The organism is Vibrio sp. 1-Bac 57 (assembly GCF_037546855.1).
In the GTDB taxonomy this organism is placed as follows: domain Bacteria; phylum Pseudomonadota; class Gammaproteobacteria; order Enterobacterales; family Psychromonadaceae; genus Psychromonas.
In genome coordinates this window covers 64,276-88,507 of sequence record NZ_JALAAC010000001.1, presented here as the reverse complement: position 1 = coordinate 88,507, position 24,232 = coordinate 64,276, and the positions used below count along the sequence as shown (strand labels likewise).

At 37.8% G+C, this 24,232-nt stretch carries 16 protein-coding genes; 4 read left to right on the top strand and 12 right to left on the bottom strand.

The window, feature by feature from the left end; translation table 11 throughout:
- Nucleotides 1-142 precede the first annotated feature (142 nt).
- The 3 genes from tkt to xylB all read right to left on the bottom strand — a co-directional run bounded on the left by tkt (nucleotide 143) and on the right by xylB (nucleotide 4,688).
- Complete coding sequence (tkt, locus tag MT391_RS00355) at nucleotides 143-2,137, bottom strand: transketolase (RefSeq protein WP_499496572.1); 1,995 nt, start codon at nucleotides 2,135-2,137, stop codon at nucleotides 143-145.
- A 68-nt stretch (nucleotides 2,138-2,205) separates the two neighbouring features.
- Complete coding sequence (gene tal / locus MT391_RS00350) at nucleotides 2,206-3,159, bottom strand: transaldolase (RefSeq protein ID WP_166371226.1); 954 nt, start codon at nucleotides 3,157-3,159, stop codon at nucleotides 2,206-2,208.
- Nucleotides 3,160-3,236: 77 nt separating this feature from the next.
- The gene (gene xylB, locus MT391_RS00345) at nucleotides 3,237-4,688 is read right to left on the bottom strand and encodes a xylulokinase (protein WP_499496571.1); all 1,452 of its coding nucleotides are present in this window, start codon (nucleotides 4,686-4,688) and stop codon (nucleotides 3,237-3,239) included.
- Between the two features lie 557 nt (nucleotides 4,689-5,245).
- On the opposite strand from xylB, the gene MT391_RS00340 reads away from it, so the two are divergent.
- Entirely contained in the window at nucleotides 5,246-6,457 is a 1,212-nt protein-coding gene (locus tag MT391_RS00340) for a DNA-binding transcriptional regulator (protein WP_166371222.1), read from the top strand.
- 105 nt (nucleotides 6,458-6,562) lie between these two features.
- On the opposite strand, the gene pyk is transcribed toward MT391_RS00340, so the two are convergent.
- The 6 genes from pyk to MT391_RS00310 all read right to left on the bottom strand — a co-directional run bounded on the left by pyk (nucleotide 6,563) and on the right by MT391_RS00310 (nucleotide 14,861).
- The gene (gene pyk / locus MT391_RS00335) at nucleotides 6,563-7,993 is read right to left on the bottom strand and encodes a pyruvate kinase (RefSeq protein WP_499439716.1); all 1,431 of its coding nucleotides are present in this window, start codon (nucleotides 7,991-7,993) and stop codon (nucleotides 6,563-6,565) included.
- A gap of 335 nt (nucleotides 7,994-8,328) precedes the next feature.
- A complete protein-coding gene (locus tag MT391_RS00330) occupies nucleotides 8,329-9,351 on the bottom strand; it encodes an aldose epimerase family protein (RefSeq protein WP_166371218.1) in 1,023 nt (340 codons plus the stop codon).
- A 77-nt stretch (nucleotides 9,352-9,428) separates the two neighbouring features.
- Nucleotides 9,429-10,919 (bottom strand): L-fucose/L-arabinose isomerase family protein, encoded by a 1,491-nt coding sequence (locus tag MT391_RS00325; RefSeq protein WP_499496570.1) that lies wholly within the window; start codon nucleotides 10,917-10,919, stop codon nucleotides 9,429-9,431.
- A 392-nt stretch (nucleotides 10,920-11,311) separates the two neighbouring features.
- The gene (locus MT391_RS00320) at nucleotides 11,312-12,376 is read right to left on the bottom strand and encodes a glycoside hydrolase family 43 protein (protein ID WP_499439720.1); all 1,065 of its coding nucleotides are present in this window, start codon (nucleotides 12,374-12,376) and stop codon (nucleotides 11,312-11,314) included.
- 344 nt (nucleotides 12,377-12,720) lie between these two features.
- The gene (locus MT391_RS00315) at nucleotides 12,721-14,331 is read right to left on the bottom strand and encodes a glycoside hydrolase family 43 protein (protein ID WP_499496569.1); all 1,611 of its coding nucleotides are present in this window, start codon (nucleotides 14,329-14,331) and stop codon (nucleotides 12,721-12,723) included.
- 350 nt (nucleotides 14,332-14,681) lie between these two features.
- Nucleotides 14,682-14,861 (bottom strand): hypothetical protein, encoded by a 180-nt coding sequence (locus MT391_RS00310; protein WP_166371209.1) that lies wholly within the window; start codon nucleotides 14,859-14,861, stop codon nucleotides 14,682-14,684.
- Nucleotides 14,862-15,495: 634 nt separating this feature from the next.
- Here MT391_RS00310 and MT391_RS00305 point away from each other — a divergent pair.
- The 3 genes from MT391_RS00305 (at nucleotide 15,496) to MT391_RS00295 (ending at nucleotide 20,759) form a co-directional block, all read left to right on the top strand.
- Nucleotides 15,496-17,613 (top strand): endo-1,4-beta-xylanase, encoded by a 2,118-nt coding sequence (locus tag MT391_RS00305; protein WP_499496568.1) that lies wholly within the window; start codon nucleotides 15,496-15,498, stop codon nucleotides 17,611-17,613.
- Nucleotides 17,614-18,200: 587 nt separating this feature from the next.
- Nucleotides 18,201-19,550 carry an MATE family efflux transporter gene (locus MT391_RS00300; RefSeq protein ID WP_499496567.1) on the top strand — a complete coding sequence of 450 codons (1,350 nt, stop codon included), beginning with the start codon at nucleotides 18,201-18,203 and terminating at the stop codon, nucleotides 19,548-19,550.
- Between the two features lie 312 nt (nucleotides 19,551-19,862).
- Nucleotides 19,863-20,759 (top strand): SMP-30/gluconolactonase/LRE family protein, encoded by an 897-nt coding sequence (locus MT391_RS00295; RefSeq protein WP_166371203.1) that lies wholly within the window; start codon nucleotides 19,863-19,865, stop codon nucleotides 20,757-20,759.
- Nucleotides 20,760-21,258: 499 nt separating this feature from the next.
- On the opposite strand, the gene MT391_RS00290 is transcribed toward MT391_RS00295, so the two are convergent.
- From MT391_RS00290 to MT391_RS00280, 3 genes are all read right to left on the bottom strand, one after another.
- Nucleotides 21,259-21,495: a hypothetical protein gene (locus tag MT391_RS00290; protein ID WP_499496566.1), complete on the bottom strand. Its 237-nt coding sequence runs from the start codon at nucleotides 21,493-21,495 to the stop codon at nucleotides 21,259-21,261.
- 49 nt (nucleotides 21,496-21,544) lie between these two features.
- The gene (locus tag MT391_RS00285) at nucleotides 21,545-22,405 is read right to left on the bottom strand and encodes an NAD(P)-dependent oxidoreductase (RefSeq protein WP_166371201.1); all 861 of its coding nucleotides are present in this window, start codon (nucleotides 22,403-22,405) and stop codon (nucleotides 21,545-21,547) included.
- A gap of 72 nt (nucleotides 22,406-22,477) precedes the next feature.
- On the bottom strand, nucleotides 22,478-24,091 hold the full coding sequence (locus MT391_RS00280) for a glycoside hydrolase family 43 protein (protein WP_499496565.1): 1,614 nt from the start codon (nucleotides 24,089-24,091) through the stop codon (nucleotides 22,478-22,480).
- Nucleotides 24,092-24,232: the final 141 nt, after the last annotated feature.

Below are 24,232 nucleotides of genomic sequence, written 5' to 3'. Positions count from 1 at the left end.
GAAAGAAAACAAAAAGGCCCCATCGGAGTGAGTTATTCATTGATATGTTTTATTGTGGGTAGTTAAAAAAATACCTTCTGCAAAATAGTTTATTTCACAAAAGGTTATTTATTAGCGATTTTAGCTATCAATATTAACTAATTTAAACTAAAAGCTCTTTTGCGTTGTTTACAACATTTTCAATGGTGAAACCAAACATTTTGAATAGTTCATCTGCAGGTGCAGATTCACCAAATGTTGTCATACCAATGATACGACCATTCAAACCAACATATTTATACCAAAAATCAGCAATACCAGCTTCAATTGCAACACGTGCAGTTACGTCAGCAGGTAAAACAGATTCACGGTATGCAGCATCTTGCTTGTCAAACAGATCTGTTGCAGGCATAGAAACAACACGTACTTTTTTGCCTTCAGCCGTTAATTTTGCAGCAGAAGCAACAGCTAACTCAATTTCAGAACCCGTTGCAATAAAGATAATGTCAGGTTTACCAGCACAATCTAAAAGGATATAACCACCTTTAGCAATGTTTGCTACCTGTGCAGTATCACGTGGCTGCTGTTCAAGGTTTTGACGAGAGAAGATAAGTGATGTAGGACCATCTTTACGTTCAATCGCATATTTCCAAGCAACTGCAGACTCAACTTGGTCACATGGGCGCCATGTGCTCATGTTAGGTGTTAGACGAAGTGATGCAACTTGCTCAACGGGTTGATGCGTTGGACCGTCTTCACCTAAACCGATTGAATCATGTGTATACACTTGAATGTTTTGGATCTTCATTAGTGCGGCCATACGCATTGCGTTACGCGCATATTCCATAAACATTAAGAATGTCGCGCCGTAAGCAACAAAACCACCATGTAACGCGATACCGTTCATAATGGCAGTCATACCAAACTCACGCACACCATAATGGATGTAGTTACCTGAGAAATCTTCTTGCGTTAATGATTTAGAACCAGACCACATAGTTAGATTTGAGGGAGCAAGATCTGCAGACCCACCCATGAATTCTGGTAACATTGCGCCAAATGCTTCAAGTGCATTTTGAGATGCTTTTCGTGAGGCAATATTTGCAGGTTTTGCTTGAAGATCAGCGATAATAGCGCTTGATTTTTCTTCCCATTGAGCAGGAAGTTCACCACTTACGCGACGTTTGAATTCAGCTGCCAGCTCAGGATATTGCGCTTCATAAGCTGCAAATTTCTTATCCCACGCTGCTTCCTTAATTTTGCCTGCTTGTTTCGCATCCCACTGAGCGTAGATTTCCGACGGAATTTCAAAAGGACCATGCTCCCATCCAAGTTGCTTACGTGTTGCTGCAATTTCTTCTGCACCTAGTGGTGCACCGTGGCAATCGTGAGATCCTGCTTTATTTGGAGAACCAAAGCCGATGATTGTTTTAGTGCAAATAAGTGTTGGCTTACTTGTTTCAGCTTTAGCTGCTTTAATAGCGGCATTGATTGCATCTGCATCATGGCCATCAACAGCTGGAATAACATGCCAACCGTATGATTCAAAACGTTTAGGTGTATCGTCTGAGAACCAACCTTCAACTTCACCGTCAATTGATATACCGTTGTCATCCCAAAATGCCGTTAGTTTACCAAGACCTAATGTACCGGCTAGTGAACATACTTCATGAGAGATACCTTCCATCATACAACCGTCACCCATAAATGCGTAAGTGTTATGATCTACAATCTCGTGACCTTCTTTATTGAACTGCTCACCAAGTGAACGTTCTGCCATTGCCATACCAACAGCATTAGCAATACCTTGTCCTAGTGGACCCGTTGTTGTTTCAATACCTGGTGCATAACCATATTCAGGATGACCTGGCGTTTTAGAATGTAATTGACGGAAACTTTTCATATCTTCAATAGATAAGTCATAACCACTTAGATGTAATAATGAATAAAGTAGTACAGACCCGTGACCATTAGACAAAACAAATCTATCTCTGTCTAACCAATCTGGATTAGTTGGATTATGGTTTAAGTGATCTCTCCATAAAACTTCTGCAATATCTGCCATGCCCATCGGTGCACCAGGGTGACCTGAATTGGCTTTTTGTACACTGTCCATGCTTAATGCACGGATGGCATTTGCTAACGGTTTGCGATTCATAATATTCCTATTTTAAAAATTTTAATTATTTATACTATTTATTTTTAATCGTTATATTGCTGTAGTGTCTAGGCGAGATAGCCTAAAATCATATCTTCTAATTTCACTTGGTCGACAGCAAAGCCACGAATACCTTCAGCTAACTTATCAAATGCCATCTGATCTTGTTGATGTTCCCATAGGAACTCTGATTGAGTTATTTTTTGAGGTTGTGCTTTAGTTGCGCCATTATCTAGAAGTTTTGCAACTAGTGGCTCGTTACATTCGCTTAAATCTTGTAATAAAGCAGGGCTAATTGTTAGACGATCACATCCAGCTAGCTCAGTAATTTCACCAAGGTTACGGAAACTTGCTCCCATCACAACGGTTTTATAGCCATGGTCTTTGTAATAGTTGAAAATATTAGTTACAGAAATAACACCTGGATCTTCTACGGCTTCAAAAGTACGACCTTCTTTTGCTTTATACCAATCCATAATTCGACCAACAAAAGGCGAGATAAGGTAAACCCCTGCTTCAGCACATGCACGCGCTTGAGCAAATGAGAATAAAAGTGTTAAATTACAGTTGATACCTTCTTTTTCTAAAATTTCAGCAGCTCGAATACCTTGCCAAGTCGATGCTATTTTAATCAAAATACGATCGTTAGTAACGCCGGCATCATTGTACATTTGTATAAGTTTTCGCGCTTTTAATACTGTTTTTTCTGTATCGTATGAAAGACGAACATCAACTTCAGTTGAAATGCGTCCAGGCACTGCTTTTAGAATTTCTTTACCTATATTAACGGCAAGCATGTCACTAGTATCGATGACTTGTTGAGCTTGATCTTCACTTTGCATTTTTGCATAAGCAACTGAAGACTCAATAAGCGGTGCATAGCTTTTAAGCTGAGCGGCTTTAAGAATTAGAGAAGGATTAGTTGTTGCATCTTCTGGCTGATACTTTCTAATATCTTCAATATCACCAGTATCTGCTACGACTGTGGTTAATTTTTGCAGTTGTTCTAATTGATTACTCATTTTATTCGCTCTCTATAGTTTTTATATTACGAATTTGTCATTACAAAGTAATGCCAAATATTAGTAGGAATATGGATTTAAAAAAGATCTTTTACTTGAACATAAAGTTTTTGGAATGTTTCTCGCTTAACTGAATAGCTAGCATGGCTTTCGCTGTTAGGACTATGCGTTTGAATTAATCCTGGTACTGGACATACTTCTTCAATTTTTGCATTTTCCGTTGCACCTAAATGCGCAAGACGTGCAGCACCTAGTGCAGGACCGACATCCCCACCAGCACGGTAAACAAGTTTTTTATTGAACACGTCTGCGAGCATTTGACGCCAATAAGGGCTACGTGCGCCACCACCAATCAACGAAATCTCATCTGGTTCATTACCCGTTGCATGTAACGCATCTAAACCATCAGCAAAGGCAAATGCAACACCTTCTAATACCGCTTTCGCTAACTCTGGGCGCTTTGTTTCATGTGTCATGCCAAAAAACACGCCTTTAGCGTGCGGGTTATTGTGTGGAGTACGCTCACCCGATAAGTATGGAAGGAAAATAACATCTGAATCTGCAGCAGCTTCGGCTTCAACTTCAGCAAGCATCTCAGGAACACTTGCTGCCCCTGTTAGTTTTGCCACCCAATCTAAACAAGAAGCCGCACTTAAGATTACTGACATAGAGTGCCAAGAAGCTGGTAGTGCATGACAGAAAGTGTGTAATGCTGACTCAGGATTAGCAGCAAAGCCGTCTGTGACTGCAAAATAGACACCCGATGTACCCAATGAAAGCATTGCTTGACCTGGTTGGGTAATACCAACACCAATTGCACCAGCAGCATTATCACCTGCACCTGCAATAACAGGCACACAAGCCATACCCCATGCTTTAGCAATCTCTTTTGATAAAACGCCAGTAACGTTACTACCTTCATACAATTTAGGCATCTGTTCACGAGTTAGTCCTGTAGCAGCTAGTAACTCATCATTCCAATCACGTTTTGCTACGTCTAACCACATTGTTCCGGCGGAGTCTGACATATCTGATGCAAAATCACCGGTCATGCGGTAACGTATATAATCTTTTGGTAACAATACCTTAGCTATCTTAGCAAAGCACTCTGGCTCATTTTTTTGCACCCATTTAAGCTTTGGAGCAGTAAATCCCGGCATCATAATATTGCCGGTAATCTCTCTACTATTTGGCACTAACTGTTCAATTTCAAGACATTCGGCAGCACAACGGCCATCATTCCATAAAATAGCGGGACGAAGTACTTCACCGTTATCATTTAATAGCGTAGCACCATGCATTTGCCCCGCCAAACCAATTGCAATTACATGAGATAGGTCGATATCTTTAGCTAACTCTTTAACTGCTTGGTCTGTTGCACTCCACCATTCTTGAGGATCCTGCTCTGACCATAATGCTGCAGGTCGAGAAACAGATAATGGAACAGTTTTTGTTCCTAAAATAAGCCCACTTTTATCAAGTAGAATGGCCTTAACTCCAGAGGTTCCAAGGTCAATACCAATAAACATACAACGTTCCTTTTCTTTAATTAAATGTTTCATAATAGAGAGAGCAAGTCTCCCAATGTGAAATACGCGTTTCTTTAGAAAAGATACTCGTATGCCTTACATATCTACAATTACGTTTTTTGATACCGTCTTTCACTGATTTAATGATTGAGCCCTTGATCACAAAGATAGCAGGCGATAATCAGTTAGGCTTCGTATTGCTATATTAAAAACATTAATATTGCCAACAAGAGGATGGGGGCAGCGATATTACTCAACACCACCCCTTTAGATTTTAAATAAGGGTTAATTTCATATTTTAGTGTAGTAAGATTTTTCGTTCAAACGATGAACTAATCCATTGACTTCATGATCGTTTGTATTTAATCAAATTAATGCCAGCTTCGTTATTAATTTTATTCTTAACTTCCTATTATCTAAATATTTTCACAATACCTAGGCTGACAAAATAAAGGTCACTATATTTTTAGTAAATTAAAGACTAGACCTTTGTATTTTATCCTCCACATGTTTTTTAAATGCTGTGGCTGTAATCAATTTAATTAAGGGTCTTCCTGATGAAAAATAATTACCGTATTACTTTATTGTTTAATGCTAATAAAGCATATGATCGTCAAATAATTAAAGGGATTGGCGAATACTTACAAGCAACTCAATGTGATTGGGATATTTTCTTTGAAGAAGATTTTTGTACTAACCTTGAAAATATTCATGACTGGATTGGGGATGGTATTATTGCAGATTTGGATAACCCAGAAATTGAATCACTATTATCTCATTTATCGATTCCGGTTATTGGGATTGGAGGCTCTTATGAAAATGAAAAAAACTATCCCGACGTGCCTTATATTGCGACAGATAATGTTAATTTGGTTAATACCGCATTTCATCATTTAAAGGACAAAGGATTAGAGCACTTTGCTTTCTACGGACTACCTGAAGATAATAAAACCCGTTGGGCGAGTGAAAGAGAAAAAGCTTTTAACCATATTGTAAATCGTGAAGGGTATTATAGTTCAGTATATCGGGGGCACCGAACTGCACCACAAACATGGCAGTATGATATGAACCGATTAGCCGACTGGTTACAAAGTTTGCCAACACCTATCGGCATTATAGCGGTGACGGATGCGCGAGCTCGCCATTTACTTCAATTGTGTGATCATCTTAACCTGATGGTACCCGATCAAATCGCAATTATTGGTATTGATAATGAGGAGTTAACACGTTATTTGACAAGGGTTTCATTAAGTTCTGTAGGACAAGCCTGTAAGTCAATGGGGTATTCTGCAGCGCAATTATTACATAAACACTTGGTCGAGTTAGAGTCACCTGATGTAAATGAAGCCGGCCAAACAAAAGATGTTAAGTATCCTCGAATTCTGGTTCCTGCAGTGGAGGTATTTGAACGACAAAGCAGTGATTTTCAAGCTATTAAAGACCCTTATGTGATTAAAGCGATGCACTATATTCGTAATAATGCTTATAACGGAATTAAAGTTGATCAAGTTTTAGATTCGTTGAGAATTTCCAGATCTAATCTGGAAATACGTTTTAAAGAAGAAAGAGGACATTCAGTACATCAAGAAATACATAACTCAAAACTAAAACGCGCTTGTGAATTACTAGCTTCTACTGATATTTCGATTGCAGATGTCCCAGTTTTATGTGGCTATCCATCATTACAGTACATGTATACTGTCTTTAAAAAAGATATCGGTATTACGCCAAAGGATTATCGAATTAAGCATGTTAGTTATTCAATCTAACAGTATTGATAATAATGATTAAAATAAGCAGCCAAATTTCCTGAATGATTTTAAAAAATGCTTCTTACTTAGAAGCATTTTTATATTATTAAGGGCAGTTGAAACTTATACTTCAACTATTTTGCAGGTATTGGTTGAGCCTGCATAGTGTTCATTACCATGAGTAATTAATACAAGCTCTCCTTTATTTAAGTATCCCGTTTCTTGTAATATTTCAATTGCATTGCGTGTAAACACATCATTATTAGTGGTCGTCGAATTAAAATTAATCGGTATTACTCCACGGTATAATGCACAATAATTCAACGTTTGAGTATTACTTGAAAGTGCAAAAATAGGCAAACCAGAGCTAAGACGTGACATTAATAAAGGTGTCGTCCCCGAAGCTGTTAAGGAAATAATCGCTTTGATACCCATTGTATGATTAGCTGCAAACATTGTAGTCATCGCCAATGCTTCAGTTGGATCATTAAACATATAATTCATACGGTTCTTTGAAATATTAATACTTGGATGCTTTTCTGCACCGAGGCAAACTTCACTCATCGCTTTAACCGTTTCAACAGGATAATCACCTGCGGCTGTTTCACCTGATAACATTACTGCATCAGTGCCATCTAATACTGCATTTGCGACATCCATTACCTCTGCTCTTGTTGGCATTGGAGCAGAGATCATCGACTCCATCATCTGTGTTGCGGTTATAACGACTCGATTTAACCGACGTGCTGTTCGGATCATATTTTTTTGTACGCCTACCAAACGTGCATCACCAATTTCTACACCCAAATCACCACGAGCGACCATAACAACATCAGAAGCGAGGATAATATCTTCTAACGCTTCCTGAGTTTCTACTGCTTCAGCACGTTCTACTTTAGCGACTATTTTGGCATGGCAGCCAGCCTCTTTTGCAAGCCGGCGTGCATAATGAATATCTTCACCATTACGAGGGAAAGACACGGCAAGGTAATCACAACCAATTTCAGCAGCAGTGATGATGTCTTTTTTATCTTTAGGTGTTAATGCGGCGGCTGATAATCCCCCCCCTTTTTTATTAATACCTTTATTATTAGATAAGAATCCACCAATCGATACCGTCGTGTGGACTTGGTTACCGATAACCTTTTCAACAACTAATTGAACTCGGCCATCATCAAGTAATAAAACATCACCTGAGATCACCTCTTGCGGTAATGTTTTGTAATCAAGACCAACAGCTTGCTGATCACCCTGACCTTTTTGGATGTCACTATCTAGAATAAATTGGTCACCAATAACTAATTGAATTTTTTTATCTTTAAATGTGGATATACGAATTTTAGGGCCTTGTAAATCCCCCATAATAGCCACTTGTTTTCCTAAACGAGCAGCAATTTCTCGTACCTGTTTAGCACGTTTTATATGATCTGCAGGTTCACCATGTGAAAAATTCATGCGAACCATATCTGCTCCCGCAACGATAATTTTTTCAAGGTTATTATCACGGTCTGTAGAAGGTCCTAAAGTCGTAACAATTTTGGTACGTCGTAACATAATATATTCCTGTTAAAGTAATTTTAATTTCTAATCAGACTAAGAAGCTTAATTATTCTGAATTCGAAACTTGACGGTTTAACTATTTTCCAAACTCTCTACATATTATTATTTGAGCCTTTGCATTAAAAATATCAGACTCTGCACATTCCTTTGGGCTAGTGTGTTGAGATAGCAATTGATATGATATTTTTATCTAAACAAGTATCACTCAACGGTTTTTTAGCCGCCTATTTTCATTTTTGATATACCTCCCTACTCTAAGAAATTTAATATCGATATTGTATTTATCTATAACCAAGCGATGAAAAAACCATTGCTCCATTTAGAACCAATTAACTTCGTGTTATTTTAAAAACGGTTTTGTGCGAATAAGGACGATGTGGGGAATAAATACAAGCTTGTGCAATCTCCGGCATATTCACTTGATCAGGGTAGTGTTGTGTTTCAAGGCATAATCCATAATAAGCATCATAAGCTTTACCTTCCCGCCCAATTTCTCCCGATAACCAATTACCGGTATAAAACTGAATGGCATTTTGATCGGTGTAGACCTCCAATTGTAACCCTGTAAATTCACAATTAACTTGAGCAGCTAAAGCAAATTCTTCTTGATTTAAACACCAACAATGATCGTAACCATTCACTAATTTTATTTGTTGCTCATTCGCAGTGATGCCTTCTTGGATGACTTTTTTGGTGCGTAAATCCATTGCCGTTTCGCTAACAGATTCTTTGCTAATTGGAATAGATTGTTCATTAATTTTCAAATAATGATCTGCAACAATCACGACAGAGTGGTCGACAATTTTCCCATGACAACCTGATAAATTAAAATAAGTATGTTGCGTTACATTAATCGGTACACCTTTATCAGTGGTTGCGCCATATTCAACAGAAAGCTCATTGTCATCATTTAATGCATACTTAACGGTAAAGTTGATATTTGCAGGATAACCCGCGTCACCCTCTTTCGTTTTGATTGCTAGGCAAATCTCTTGTTGGTTAAAAGATTCAACTGTCCAACGCTGTTTGTCTAGCTGGATTGAAGCGCCGTGCAGATGATTGTTACCTTCATTTAATTCAAGCTCAATTGTTTTACCATTTAGTGGAAACTTACCGTTAGCAATTCGGTTTGCCCATGGCCCGACAACGCTACCAATATAAGCTTTGGTAGCCAAGTAATCTTGAGGTTGCTTAAACCCCAAAACAATATTCTGTCGCTGGTTGTTTTTATCATTGACAAAAAAATTAACAATGGTGGCACCAAGCTGTGAAATATCAACTTGAGTACCTTGCGTGTTTTTTAGGGAGTAGAGATGAAAATCCCCCCATGCTTTTTTAACTGTTTGCGTCATGACTTGATCCTTTTCATAAAAAAGTGCATGAGGTTAATACCATGCACTTTGGTTTATTATTTTTTAGTACTGTGGTCTTAGTTTAAGAACATACAAGGAATTTCATTTGGGTAACGCTCTGTTGCTGGTTGATTGTAATCAATATCTGTTACTCCCAGCAGATTCAGTACTTGGTACATTGTTTTACCAACATTAGCGAAGGCAACGCCGGCATGATGCGGATAACGCTTTTGAATCAATACATGGCGGTAAAAACGCTGCATTTCAGGAATAGCAAAGACTGCGATAGAACCAAATGATTGTGGGTCGATATCCAGAATGTCACCTTGAGCAACATAAGCGCGGAGCTTGGTATCTGCAGTTGACTGCAAACGGAACAATGTTACTTCTCCAGGCTTGATTTGACCTTCAAGTGTCCCACGTGTGATATCTGGTGCTTTACCTGGCTCCATCAGGCTGTGCATGATTTTTTGGAAACGCAATTGAGAATTTTTCATACAGCTAGATGCAGTGTTACCACAATGGAACCCCATGAATAGGTCTTTTGCAGTGTAGTTACCCATCACTTCAGCATTTGCTTCAACCATATCCGTTGGCACTGAGTTGTTGATATCTAGTAACGTTGCTGGCAAATTTGTTGCACAGGTGATCATGTACTCAGAAAGCGCACCATAAATATCCACTTCACAAGCAACAGGAATACCACGTTCAGCTAATCGTGCATTTACAAAGCATGGAACAAAGCCGAAGAATTTTTCAAATGAAGGCCAACACTTATTAGCAAATACACCAAACGTTGAGGCTCCAAGATTCGCTTTATGGAAATCAAGTAATGCGGCTTCATATTGTGCAAGCTTAGGCAGTAGATCAGGATATGGGTTGTTATCACCAAGTTCTGCTTCCATAGAGGCGATAATTGCAGGAATATCTTTATGACCCGCAGCCTCAAGGTATAGGTCGTAAAGGTCAAGTTCACTGTTTTCCATGATTTCAACACCAAGGTCAAATAACGCCTTGATAGGTGCGTTACAAGCAACGAAATCCTGTGGACGTGGACCAAAACTAAAGATCTTAAGACCTTTAAGGCCTAATATAGTACGCACTACAGGTACAAACTCACCAATCATTGTTGCAACTTCTGTTGGTGTACCCACTGGATACTCAGGAATATGTGGGCGAATATTACGCAAACCTGCGCTATATGAGGCATTTAACATACCGCAATACGCATCGCCTCGCTCATCAGCAAGGCATGCAGTTGACTCTTCTGCTGCAGAAACAAACATAACAGGGCCATCAAAACGTTGCGCCATTTGTGTTAAAGGGCCTTCAGGTCCAAAGTTACCAAGATAAATAACTAATGAGTTAATGCCAGCTTCTTTTGCTTCAGCTAATGCTTTTAGCATGTCATTTTCATTTTCGATAATCGTATTTAACTCAATAACGCTAATTTCTTTTTCAGCACATGATTTAACAACTGCTTTACGACGTTGATCAGAAAGAGTGATAGGAAAACAGTCACGGCTTACAGCCACGATACCTAGTTTTACTTGTGGAATATTGATCATAATGTTGCTCCGAATAATTGTGATTAATTAATATAAGGACACTATGACGATTTAAAATAGAAAAAAAATTGTGAAAAATAACAAGTTAATTCTGTTATTTTGTTTTAACAAACAAGATCACAAAAACACTTATTATATAAATAAAATTGCTTTTAAAAATAAAATAAAAAGCGCCAGAAAAAGAAAAAACACCCTATGCTTCAACAACTTAAAAGCGCACAGGCATCAATAAAGAGTTCACTGCAAACGAACACAAAGATGATATTGATCAGGGTTTTATGGAGTAATTAAGTTTTATCTATCGGAAATTAATATTTGAAAAAACAAAAAAATTTATACATCTAATCCAGTTTAAAAACTCAGGTTAAAATGAACCTGAGTTTTTAACAATGCTATATTTGAGCTTCATTATCATATGGTAGAATAGTTTGAATAGAACCATCTTCATTATGTACTAACTCTGTCATTTTTATGTTTCTCAGGTGTGTTTGGCCACCAGATAACGAACAGTCATGGTAGAACAGATACCATTTCCCTTCGAACTGAGCAACCGAGTGGTGGGTTGTCCAACCTAAAACAGGCGCTAAAATGACGCCTTGATAAGTAAATGGACCATATGGTGACTTGCTAGTAGCATAAACAATTTTGTGAGTATCCCCCGTTGAGTAAGAGAAGTAATAGGTATCATTATGTTTATGTAACCAAGGGCCTTCGAAATAGCGACGATCCGTATCACCTGTCAAAATTAACTCGCCATTTTCATCCAAAATCTCGATACTACGAGCAGATTCAGTAAGATCAAGCATATTCTCAGATAATTTAGCAACTTGAGGTAATAGAGCAGGTTCATTATCTGCAGGATATTTTTCTTCACCAAATTCTCCGTCACGCCAGTTTTGTAGTTGACCGCCCCATAGCCCGCCAAAATAAATATAGTATTGTTGGTCATCATCTTGAAATACTGCAGGATCAATACTAAATGTTCCTTCGATATGTGTGTCTTGTGCAACAAAAGGCCCTTCTGGCGCATCACCGACAGCAACACCTACATGAAATACACCATCATAATTTTTAGCCGGAAAGTATAGGTAGTATTTACCATTTTTTTCAGCTGCATCTGGCGCCCACATTTGACGTTCAGCCCATTTCACATCTTTTACGTCAAGTGCATTACCATGATCAGTCGACTTACCAAACGGACGATCGAGTGAAATCACGTGATAATCTTTCATATCGAAATGGTCACCGTTATCATTTAATGGTTTACCTGTTTCAACGTCATGAGATGGATAAATATAAATCTTGCCATTAAATACATGTGCAGAAGGATCCGCGGTGTAAATATGTGTAACAAGTGGCGAGGAGATCGGTTTTAACGAATTTGCACGGTCAAGATCTCGTTTAGTCACGACTTCTGCATCGCTTAGATTTTGTTCTTTAATATCTTGTTTATTCATTGCATTTTACTCATAAAGTTATTGAAATTGATTTATAACGGAGTATATCCAAGGCTAGCTAAGGTTAAATTTCCGATAACTTTCACTTCTTTTATGTTTTTTAGTTTCTGTGACTTATATTTGAATTTATCGACGAAGCTAGCTTGATTGGGTTGAAATTACGGTAAAGAAATAAACCAAAGGGTAAGAAAGATTAAAATTCCTATGATTTTTACTACTATTATATTATTTAGTCTCTTTGATTTAGATTGACTCGTAAAAAAGGGGGGGGGGAAAATAAACATTCTTATTATCCCCCCTTATTGAAAAATTTACGCCTCTATTTAAAAATGAGGTTGATGGCGTTAAGACTCTAAGTATTCAAGATAGTCGAAATCAGCAGATGCTTTCAGTCCGGTAATATCTGCAGCAAATAATGCTACAAAACTACCTGTGAAGCGGAAAATATCGGGGCCACCTTCATCAGATAAAGGTGTACTATTTAATGCAGGACCAATGGCGTGCCAAGCTTTTCCATCGAGAGAATAACTGAATTTATACCATTGTTTATCAAGTACTAAGCGCATATATACAACGCTGACATCACCAATGGCGACCTCTTCTGAATATTCCCCGTAGTTTTCATTAATGTTACCCACCACTTGCAGAACACGCTTGCCTTCATCTGTTGCAGTCATCTTGAGAAAATAGTGTCCATTTCTAGCGTAATACGCACATAACCCCGCCATTTGATAAGGTGTATTTGGACTAAACTCCATTTTAGTTTCGGCACTCGCATGATGAGACTGAAAGCGACGTGCAATCATACTTTGCTCGTAACGCGAAGAAAGATAGTGACGCCCTTTTAAGCGCAGGTAACCTGGACGCTCAGTTAATGAAACCCACTCTTCATTTATAGGTTCACGCAGTGTTTGATAATCAAGGCGCAGTATATTGCTGTCAAAATCATCACGTGCAGCGACGGTTGGCCATGGGCATAAAGCCAGATCTGGTGCATCCACCTCAACAACGGGGGTTTTTCCTGAGGTGACATATGGCCAACCGTCTTGCCAATGTGCTTTTTGTAGTGCAGTTTCACGCCCTAAAATGGAAAATCCATCGTTATATTTAGGCATAAATTGGTAACCTTCAGGATTACGAATTTGACGACCACACAGGTGACTTAGATACCATTCGCCCTTTTGTGTTTCGACAAGGAAACCGTGACCCGCACGAGAAAGCTCGGCTTCTTCCTGAAAGCGACTGGTTAAAATTGGATTATCAGGATGAACCTCATAAGGACCCAAGATACTTTTAGAGCGACAAACAGTAACCGCGTGATCCTGTGCGGTTCCACCTTCTGCAGTTATTAAGTAGTAATAGCCATCTTTTTTCAGCATTTGTGGCCCTTCGGTGCAGCCTAATACCGTTCCTTCAAAAATATTATGTGCATTACCAACCAGTTTGCCAGCAATGGAGTCAAACTCTTGCAATACGATCCCCCCGAAGAAGTTTCTATTTGCTCTGCCATCCCAGACCATGTTCAACATATATTTTTTGCCATCTTCATCATGGAATAAAGAAGGATCAAACCCATAATTACCAATTGAAACCGGATCACTCCATGGGCCTTCTACATTCTCCGCTGTGATGACAAAGCTCGGTGTTGCCATCCAGTTCCCGCCTCTACAAGCATGCACATTAGAAAAGCACAGCCAAAATTTCCCATCAGAGTATGTAAGTGCTGGAGCATAAACACCTTCAGAATTGTCCATCCCTTTCATATCAAGTTGAGATGTTCTAGTTAAGGCATGACTAATTAGTCGCCAATTAACAAGATCCTTTGAATGATGAATCTGAATACCAGGAAACCACTCAAAAGTTGAAGTTGCAATGTAGTAGTCATCCCCGACACGAATAATAGATGGATCAGGATTGAAGCCTTTTAGTATTGGATTTAAAATATTATGCGTCATAATTAGTCTCGATTATACTTATACCAGTATTACTGAACTGGTTGTTTAATAGATCACATGCAAACACCATATTCGCTAACTATCTGATAATAAATGAATACTGGTATTAAATTAAAAAAACGAGCAGGTCTCTCATCGAACATACTCAGATTGGAACTAATAGTAACCTAGGCAAGTACCTAATCAATCTTGCTGGTAACATCATTGTTTTCAATCGAAGGCCTTGCTCAGAATGCTTTTGATTGAACAAAATTTGAATGAAAAAGGTTAATAACCACTAGTTTGGAATAATGTTTTAAATAATAATTACTTATCAACACAACATTTTCCTTATTCCCTTAGGAAACTGATTATTTCACTGCTATTGGTTCATCATCAACAATATCTTTGAGTAAATCATCATGACCGCAGTAATCAGCAAGGATCTTCTTGCCAAGGTATTCTGCACTGTGGCGTTCAAATAAAAGAGGACGAATTGAGTCTTTTTCTTCGTCATTGATTCTACCTACTTTTTTAAATAATCCCGTCATGCCTATGATTTTCCAGTTTAATTAATTGTGCATATAGTTCAGGATAATATTTGGCTTTTTAGTAGATTCATTCAATTATGAAATTTGATATGAAAACTCACCTATTTGTTTAACGTGCTCTATATCACAAAAATATTGAAGTTTTATCATCAAGAATAAATAAATAATTATATGTTAGGCAGCCTGTTTATCTAGGGCATGCTACTCGGCAATCATCGGCTTGACACCTAATGCTCTATTCATTATCAGGATCACAGCATACAGAACAAGAAGTATTTGAGTGCATCGGGTTATAGCGTAACAAGTGAAAATTTAAACATTTTTCTTTTGGAACAATAATGACTTAATTACCTGTGTAATAATAACCGCATAAAGAGCATAACCATCATTACTTCCTGAAAGAGGTAAAATAGATATATTAATGACCATATTATTTAATGATAAGATATTTATATATGGGCCAAAAGCAAATACGTGTGTCAATTCACACAATCAAACATTGGGGAAAAAACAACAACAAATTAACCATATTTTATACTGTTTCCGATTAAAAATACCTCGACACTGTTCAGCCATTAATTTGAGAGAAATGAAATCAAGCTCATCTATACTCAATAATTACACGAGGTTAACAATGAATAACGTTAAAAATATAATATTAGTGCTCGGCACAACAATAACATTAACAGGTTGCCTTTCCGGCGAATTAAGTGATGATCAAAAAAATGCTCAAACAGACAATCAAACAGTGATTGAAACCCCAGCGATAAGCAACCTATCTGAAATTGCAAGTAGAATTGGAGACGGTTTTCCAATCGGTGCAGCAGTATCTGAATCCAATATCACAGATACTAATATTAGTGCGATTGTAATACAGCACTTTAATCAGGTCACCGCCGAAAACATCATGAAACCAGAAGGTCTACAGCCTAATGAAGGTGATTTTACTTTTGATAAAGCGGATGCATTGGTAGATTATGCTGATGATAATGGTATGGCCGTACATGCGCACACTCTTGTGTGGCATAGCCAATCTCCAGCTTGGATGAAAGATTGTACCGATGTAGCAGATTGTACTGACGTGATGAACACACACATCACCGAGGTTGTGCAGCACTTTGCAGGAAAAAATATTGCTAGTTGGGATGTAGTCAATGAAGCTTTCAATGATAAAGATGGGTCATATCGCGGTAGTAACGAGACTTTTGGCGGCATATCTTGGGCTGAGAAAATAGGTGAAGATTACATTAATATTGCCTATACAACTGCACGTGCAGCAGATACATCAGACTCTGCCGCGAAGCTTTACTACAACGATTACAATCTTGAGATGAATGATACGAAGCTTACCGCTGCGCTTACCATGATCGATGGACTACAAGAAGACAATCTCATTGATGGTATTGGCTTCCAAATGCATGTAACACATACCTTCCCAACCATCGAAAATATTACTGCTGCATTAAAAAAAGCCGCGAATACGGGTCTACAGGTTAAGATCACTGAACTAGACGTTCGTATGAATAAAGATGCGAATGCAACTTCATTAACAGCAGCAATTGCTGAGACGCAAAAACAACGCTACAAATCAATCGTCGCAGCTTATTTAGACGTCGTTCCTGCTGCACAGCGTGGTGGTATTACGGTATGGGGTATATCTGATCCAGACAGTTGGATTATCAGCCTTTACGGCAATATTGACTGGCCATTAATGTTTGATGCTGACCTAAACCAAAAACCTGCGTTAAAAGGTTTTGCTGAAGCATTAAATGCTAAAACCGATACTGATTCTAATACTAATTCTAAAAATATCTTAACTAATGGTGATTTTGAAGCTGGCATTGAACCATGGGTAGCACGTGGAGATGGAGCTGCAACAGTAACGTTAGAAACAACTGAAGTACATAGTGGTAACAATAGCGCTTTAGTTGAAGGACGTACGGCAACTTGGCAAGGTATCTCAACAGATGTTGTTGGCTTATTCAGAGCGGGTCAAACTTATAACGTTTCTGCATGGGTTAAGCTATCTGATAATGCTAGTACAGTTACACCTAATATGAAGCTATCACTAGAAATAAATACCGGAGAAGGAGAAAATCAATACCTTGAACTAACTCCTTCTACAGCAGTAAGTGCAGGTGCTTGGGTACAGCTACAAGGTACTTACATGCATACGATAGCAACACAAGCAACTTTAGCTAACCTTTATGTTGAAGCAAGTGAGATATCAGTTGACTTTTATGTTGATGATATTTCTATTGTTCCTGAGGTAGTTGTCCCTGAAACGGCATTCTTTAACACAACCTTTGAAACGGGACTTGATTCATGGGTAGCGCGTGGAGATGGAGCTGCAACAGTAACATTAAACACTGCCCAGGCACACACCGGTAACAATAGTGCTTTAGTTACAGGACGCACGGCTACTTGGAATGGTATATCAAAAGATGTTGTAGGCTTATTCACAGCGGATGAAACTTATAACGTTTCTGCATGGGTTAGGTTGTCTGATGATGCTAGTACAGTTACACCTGATATGAAGCTAACTCTAGAAATAAAATACGGTGTAGATACCGTTGATTATCTTGAACTTACTATGGCAGAAACAGTTACCGCGGGTGATTGGGTAGAACTAACAGGTGCTTACACGCATACGATAACAACCGAAGCAAATGAAGCTAACCTGTATGTTGAAGCAAGTGAAACAACAGTTGACTTTTATGTTGATGATATTTCGATAACAGTAGCGGAATAACATATAGATTAACGTTGATTATTCATTAAGGATTTATATCTACTTTAATGTTTAATGACAGTTAAATACTATTAATGAGAAGAGCTAACAGATTTATCTGTTAGCTCTTTTTTTACATCTAACAATACACCATTTTTGACATCCACATCCCTAATAACTATTTCTGACCAATGCCTAATGAAGAATATATTGCTTTGTTGATGAAGTGCTTATTTTGGATAATTTTAAACACAATACAATCAAGGCAAACGACGGGATAGAGACTACCTAATCGCCTAGATTATCATTCAACGACCGCTCAATAACTGAGTCTGTAATGCGAGTAATGAGTGATGCACAGACATCTACACCAAATCAGTCATTAGAAACCTAATACATGCAGTAATTCACATAATAAAAAGAAGGGAAAAAACAATAATACATAAACCATATTTTGCATTGTTTTAGGTAGGGTCGCTCATATAGAATTATTACTTTAATTTACTTTTTTAAATAATTAGTGGCTTTAACTTCCAGCAAACGTTTAGACTCCTATGTGTTTGTTGCAAACAATAGTCCCTCCTCCTTCATAATCAATCAAGGTTATTATGCTTAGTTCGTCTTCAACGCTCAATAAACGCATGAATATTATAGCGTTAACTTGGCCCATTTTTATAGAAGTGTTATTACGCACAGCACTGAATACTACCGATGTTTTCATGCTCAGTGGCTACTCTGATCTTGCTGTTTCAGCAGTTGGCGTTATAGCCCAAATTTCGTTTTTTCTAATCATAATTTCTATGATGGTCAGCAGTGGTACAGGCATTCTTATAGCACAATACAATGGAGCATCACGTACATTAGAATCAGCTCAAGTAGGCGTTGCCAGTATTTTGTTAGCAGTTGTTGTTGGAGGAGCGCTTAGCATTACTGTATTTTTAGGCGCTAAATCGTTTATTTCACTTTTTGGCTTAGAGGAGCAAGTAGCTCAATTTGGCTATGATTACCTGATCATTAGTGGTTCATTCACTTTCAACATAACCATTGGTATCGTATTGACAACGATATTGCGAAGTCACGGATATTCTAGATCACCTATGTTTATCAATCTTGTCGCAGGTATTGTTAATATTGTAGGTAATTATATTGCACTATATCAACCTTTTGGATTGCCTGTATATGGCGTAGCCGGTGTAGCCATTGCGACAGTCTCAAGCCAGATTGTCGCAACCCTTCTAATGTGCCAATTAATTCGTTCCAAAGATATTGAGCTACCATTTAAAGACTTTAGAAACATTCCTAATGCAATCTTCCAAAGAATAATAAAGATTGGAGCAATGAATGCTGGTGAGATACTTTCTTACAATATGGCTCAAATGACGATTGTATATTTTGTCGTTCAAATGGGAACATCATCCTTAGCCGCTTTAACTTATATGCAAAACATTACGCGACTATCATTTGCCTTTTCTCTCGCATTAGGACAAGCAGCACAAATACAAACAAGCTATTTTATTGGTAAAGGCTGGCACGATGATATCTTAATACGAGTACAAAAATATTTTTTAGTAGGTTTAATTGTATCTACTTCAGCAATATTATTAATCTTTACTTTTAGATATCCGATTATAGATTTATTTACACAAGACAAAGAAATTGTTGAACTCGTCGCAATACTGATAGCTGCATCAATTTTCATTGAATTAGGTCGTGTATTTAATCTAATCTTCATCTCTGCGCTCAAAGGGGCTGGTGACATTAAGTTTCCAGTTCAAATAGGGATCCTGAGTATGTGGGGTATCGCAGTTCTTTCAAGTTATATGCTCGGCATATATTGGGGATATGGTGTTTTAGGCGCATGTTTAGCTATCGGAATGGATGAATGGATTCGTGGCATTGTGATGTTTAAACGCTGGCGTTCAAAAACGTGGGTACGTTTTTCATTGATACAAAAGTAATGGTATATATCATTACTTTTAAACAAAACTCAATAGGACACTTTAAATACAGACCTAAATATAAATTTAAAACGAGTAGTTGAAAGAGTTTAGCCAAATAGTATAGCAATCACGGCAAGCTTTGAAATAAGTACTGTTAAAAAATCCAATATAAAGAATACTTTTTACACAAACCGACAGCGACTTATATCATTATAAAACAGGTAGCCTTAATAAAGTATTAATAACAGATTGATTATCACCCTGAATAATAAAACTACGTTCCACTATACTAAAAAATATAACGAACATGATTCAAGAGAGCCAATTAATATGTCAACCATAAAAACACTTGCACAATTAGAGATGCAATTAGGGGAATGTCCTCGTTGGAATGAACAAGAGGAATCATGGTATTGGGTCGATATTTTAGGTAAAGCACTTTATCGCTATGACACTTTAAATAAAAAATTATTCTCACGCATATTCGATTTCAACCCTGCTTGTTTTGCTTTTACCAAAACGAATCAGATTATTTTGACTGCATCATCTGGTCTATTTCTTCTTGAAAATTTCTCCTCTGCTGTTCAATTTATAATGGACCCTGAAAGTGATCAACCTACGCAAAGGTTTAATGATGGCGTACCGACTCCGGATGGGAATCTACTCGCTGGAACAATTGGAGATGCAACGACTGCGACTGGAAACTTGTATTATTTTGACATTACTAAAAATAGTGTTATCTGCGAAACGATAATGGAAGGCTATACAATTATAAATGGACAAGCATTCTCTCCCGATGGTAAATGGTTATATATTACTGATACGCCGAAACAAAAAATTTTAAAGTACCCTTATAATTCAACAACAAAAAAGCTAGGAAAAGCACAACTTTTTTATAAATTTACCCAAGAAGATGAATACCCTGATGGTGCCGCTGTAGACGCTGAAGGTAACTATTGGATTGCAATGTATGGCACGGGTAAAATTTGTGTTATTTCTCCTGAAGGAGAAAAAATTGATGAAATATATTTACCTATTAGCCAACCGACGATGATTGCATTTGGTGGAATAAACCTTAATCAATTAATTGTCACAAGTGCTGCACAGGGCTTAAATAAAGAAAGTTTAGAAAAAGAACCTCTTGCGGGTAGCGTATTGCTATTAGATATTAGTAAAAAAGGTGCACTTCCTTTTAAGCTAAATACTTACAAACCATCAGCGAACTAAAAGATAAAAATCCCTCAATTCTTTTAAGGTTGAGGGATTTTTTGTGTAAATCTTTATACAAATTAGGGACTGTATTCGTATAAATTATTACTTAGTAATTGATAACGTATTTCATGCGATTGGTCACCGGTTGCCAACAATTATGTTTTTACTTATTATTATTAAAGAGCCTGTTGATGCACCTCGACGTCAAATTAATAACGAAAAAAAATCAGTAAACAAAACAATATTTTTATTGAATGTGTCAGTTTTTCGTTCTATCAAATAGTCAGTTTGCCCCTCCAAATAGTTTCTAATACAATAATAATGGAAGCATTTGCCGTTACGACATATTTAATGTCCAATGGCGGATGGCTTGTATTAGGTAATGTAAACTTGTCGCGATTAATAGACTCATTCCAAGCTATAGCCAAATATCAACACCGACAGTTCGAAGTAAAGCTTCATATAAGCTGAAATAAAAACCTCAATGATCCCGTTACGATTAACTGAATATCAGTTAAAGAAAACGGCGAAATGCATTGTGCATAAAGACTGTTAAAATTAAAATATACTGCGAGCACAAGAGCGGAGCAAATAAACCAGATTTGACTGCTTGATTATTGGCAGGCATTACTATAGACAATAACATCAACCCTGCGACTGTAATCGGCAACGAAAGCAAAAATATGCAAGGTGGTGCTAGCTTAAATAAAGGCCATGCGATTAATGGTACGAATAACATATCTAAACTCATAATGTTCCAAGACAAGAATATATAATCGATATAATTTAATGATTAAACTTTATTTCACTGTTTTATAAATCGCAGCTATATCTTCTTCTGCATAACCGGCTTTGCGGGCCTGTTTATAAGATTCGTTTGTAATCGCTGCTGTAGGCAACGTTAAATTTAATTTATCACCTAAGTCGACAGCTAACCTCATATCTTTTTGCATATGTTTAAGTGGGAAGCTTGTTGTGTAATTTTCATCTAACAACATGGGTCCTTTCACTTTAAACATAGGGTTTGCCATTGCACCTGCATCAATAATATCTAACAACTGTTGACCATCAAGGTTTGCTTTAAGGCCAAGTGACATTCCTTCACTGAAAATACTTAACATCCCCCCCATAATCATATTAACGACAAGTTTCATTTTAGCACCCTGACCAATCTCACCGAGGTAAGGCGACATTTTCCCCATTATTTCAAAGGCAGGTAAAGCATCATCATAAAGAGACTTGTCACCTGCAGCTAAAATAATTAAGGTGCCATCTTCCGCTGGCTTTTTCGTCCCAGAAACAGGTGCTTCTAAAAAGCGCCCTCCCGCTTTTATGATTGCTGCTGAAATAGTTTGTGAAGTCGCATCGTCAACAGTAGACATATCAATGTAACTGCGACCTTCTCCAATGCCTGCTAATACACCATCAGGTCCATCGCAAATAGCTAACGCAGCGGCAGGGTCAGAAACGATAGTAAAAGTAATATCGCATGTTTCAGCAACTTGCTTTGGTGATTTTCCTTGATGAGCACCAAGTGCAACTAGCTCATCACATTTATCACTATTTCGATTCCAAACCGTTACATCTAATCCTGCTTTAACTAAGTTTAATGCCATTGCATTACCCATAATACCTAAGCCTATAAATCCAAATTTTTTCATCAATACACTTTCCTTAATTTAAATAGGTGAAAACACACCATTTTGATTGGTAACGAGTATAAATCGTTCATCTTATTTGGCTTGATAAGTAAATGATTCAAAGTCAGCAAAACAACCATCACCACTTATGTCCTCACAGTGTAAACCTACAAATGCACCGGTAAAGAAACCACGGCCATTAATATAGTCATCTGATAGCTTCCAAGATTCGAAATTTTTCTCAAACTGTATCCAGTTATCACCATCAAAGGAGTAACTGTAGTAATAATCGAGACCTTCAACATCAACTTTCATCCAGACATGTGCAATATTATCAGGCACAATAATTTCATTACCATCATAATGGTGAAAAGTTGCAATCTGTTGGTCAATCTGAATCAGACGCAAGCAACGTTTACCTAACTCTTCATCAAAATCAATAAGGCAGTAAGTCCAATTACTCGTGTTGTAATAACAACAAATTCCTGCTGATTGCTGGAAATTTTCAGGTGAAAATGTCATTTTAGTTTGTGCGCTAAAATGGTGGTGACGCCAGCGTGTAGCAATCGTTGATTGCTCAAAGAGTGAGACTAAACTGTCATTTCCATAAAGCCTTAACACGCCTGATTTTTCAGTTAAACTGCCTAGTTTATCGGTAAAGGGAATACGTAATGTTTGCCAGTTATTATCTAGTTTAGAGTTATCAAAGTTATCAGTAAAATGTTCAGAGATCCCCCAATCACAGGCGGGTAAATTTGCTTCTGGAATTTGCAGTTTAGCATGTGACCCACCAACGGCGATTGGCCAACCTTGTTGCCATTCGATTCTATCAATTGCAGTTTCACGACCCAAAGGACACATTCCACGACCATGCTTTGCAAGCAGCGGTTTATCAGGAAAGCGCAGTGGACGACTCGCTAAATAGGTAATAAACCATTCACCGTTTTGGGTTTCGACAAGTGCGCCGTGTCCTGCTTTTTGTATCTCGTTGCTAGGTGTATGCCACGTTGTAACTAATGCGCCATGAGGGCTTAGTTCGTAAGGACCGAAGAGATCTTGCGAACGAGCCACCGTTACTGAGTGCTCAAAGCTTGTACCACCTTCAGCAGTTAATAAATAATAATAACCGTCTTTCTTATAAATGTTAGGTGCTTCCGTATATTTGAGGTCAGTCCCTTCAAATATGGTAATTCGTTTTTTATCCAATCTATTTGTTTTAGCATCAAATGCTTGCATCACTATTTTATTGTATGGATCACTATGATTTCTTGGCCCCCAAGGGCGATACACATAATACTTTTGACCATCATCGCTATGAAACAATGACGGATCAAAACCGCCGTTCCCCATCGGGATAGGTTTACTCCATGGCCCTTCGATACTTGATGAAGTGACTAAGAAATTTCGGCCATTTTTCCAAGGGGCATCAATGACTTTCACATCCGTAAATAACAACCAAAATAAACCATCAGAATAGCTCAAAGCAGGCGCCCAAATCCCACCTGAGTCTGGGTTTCCTTTCATATCTAACATATCGACTGAATCTAATGGTGTTGCAGCAAGACGCCAGTTTTTGAGATCTTTGGAATGGAATATTCTGACACCGGGAAACCACTCAAAAGTAGACGTTGCAATATAATAATCTTCACCATTGCGACAAATAGAAGGGTCAGGATGAAAGCCTTTTAATATTGGATTGTTAATCATACTATCCACCGATTAATACAAAATAAGTTATTTTTAGTTTCTATTTTATGTCGCGCTTTGGAGGGCCAAAGAGTGACCGTTTTAATGAATCCGTCATGACAATTCATTAAGGTAAACTTATGGCTAACAAATGCGGGTAAC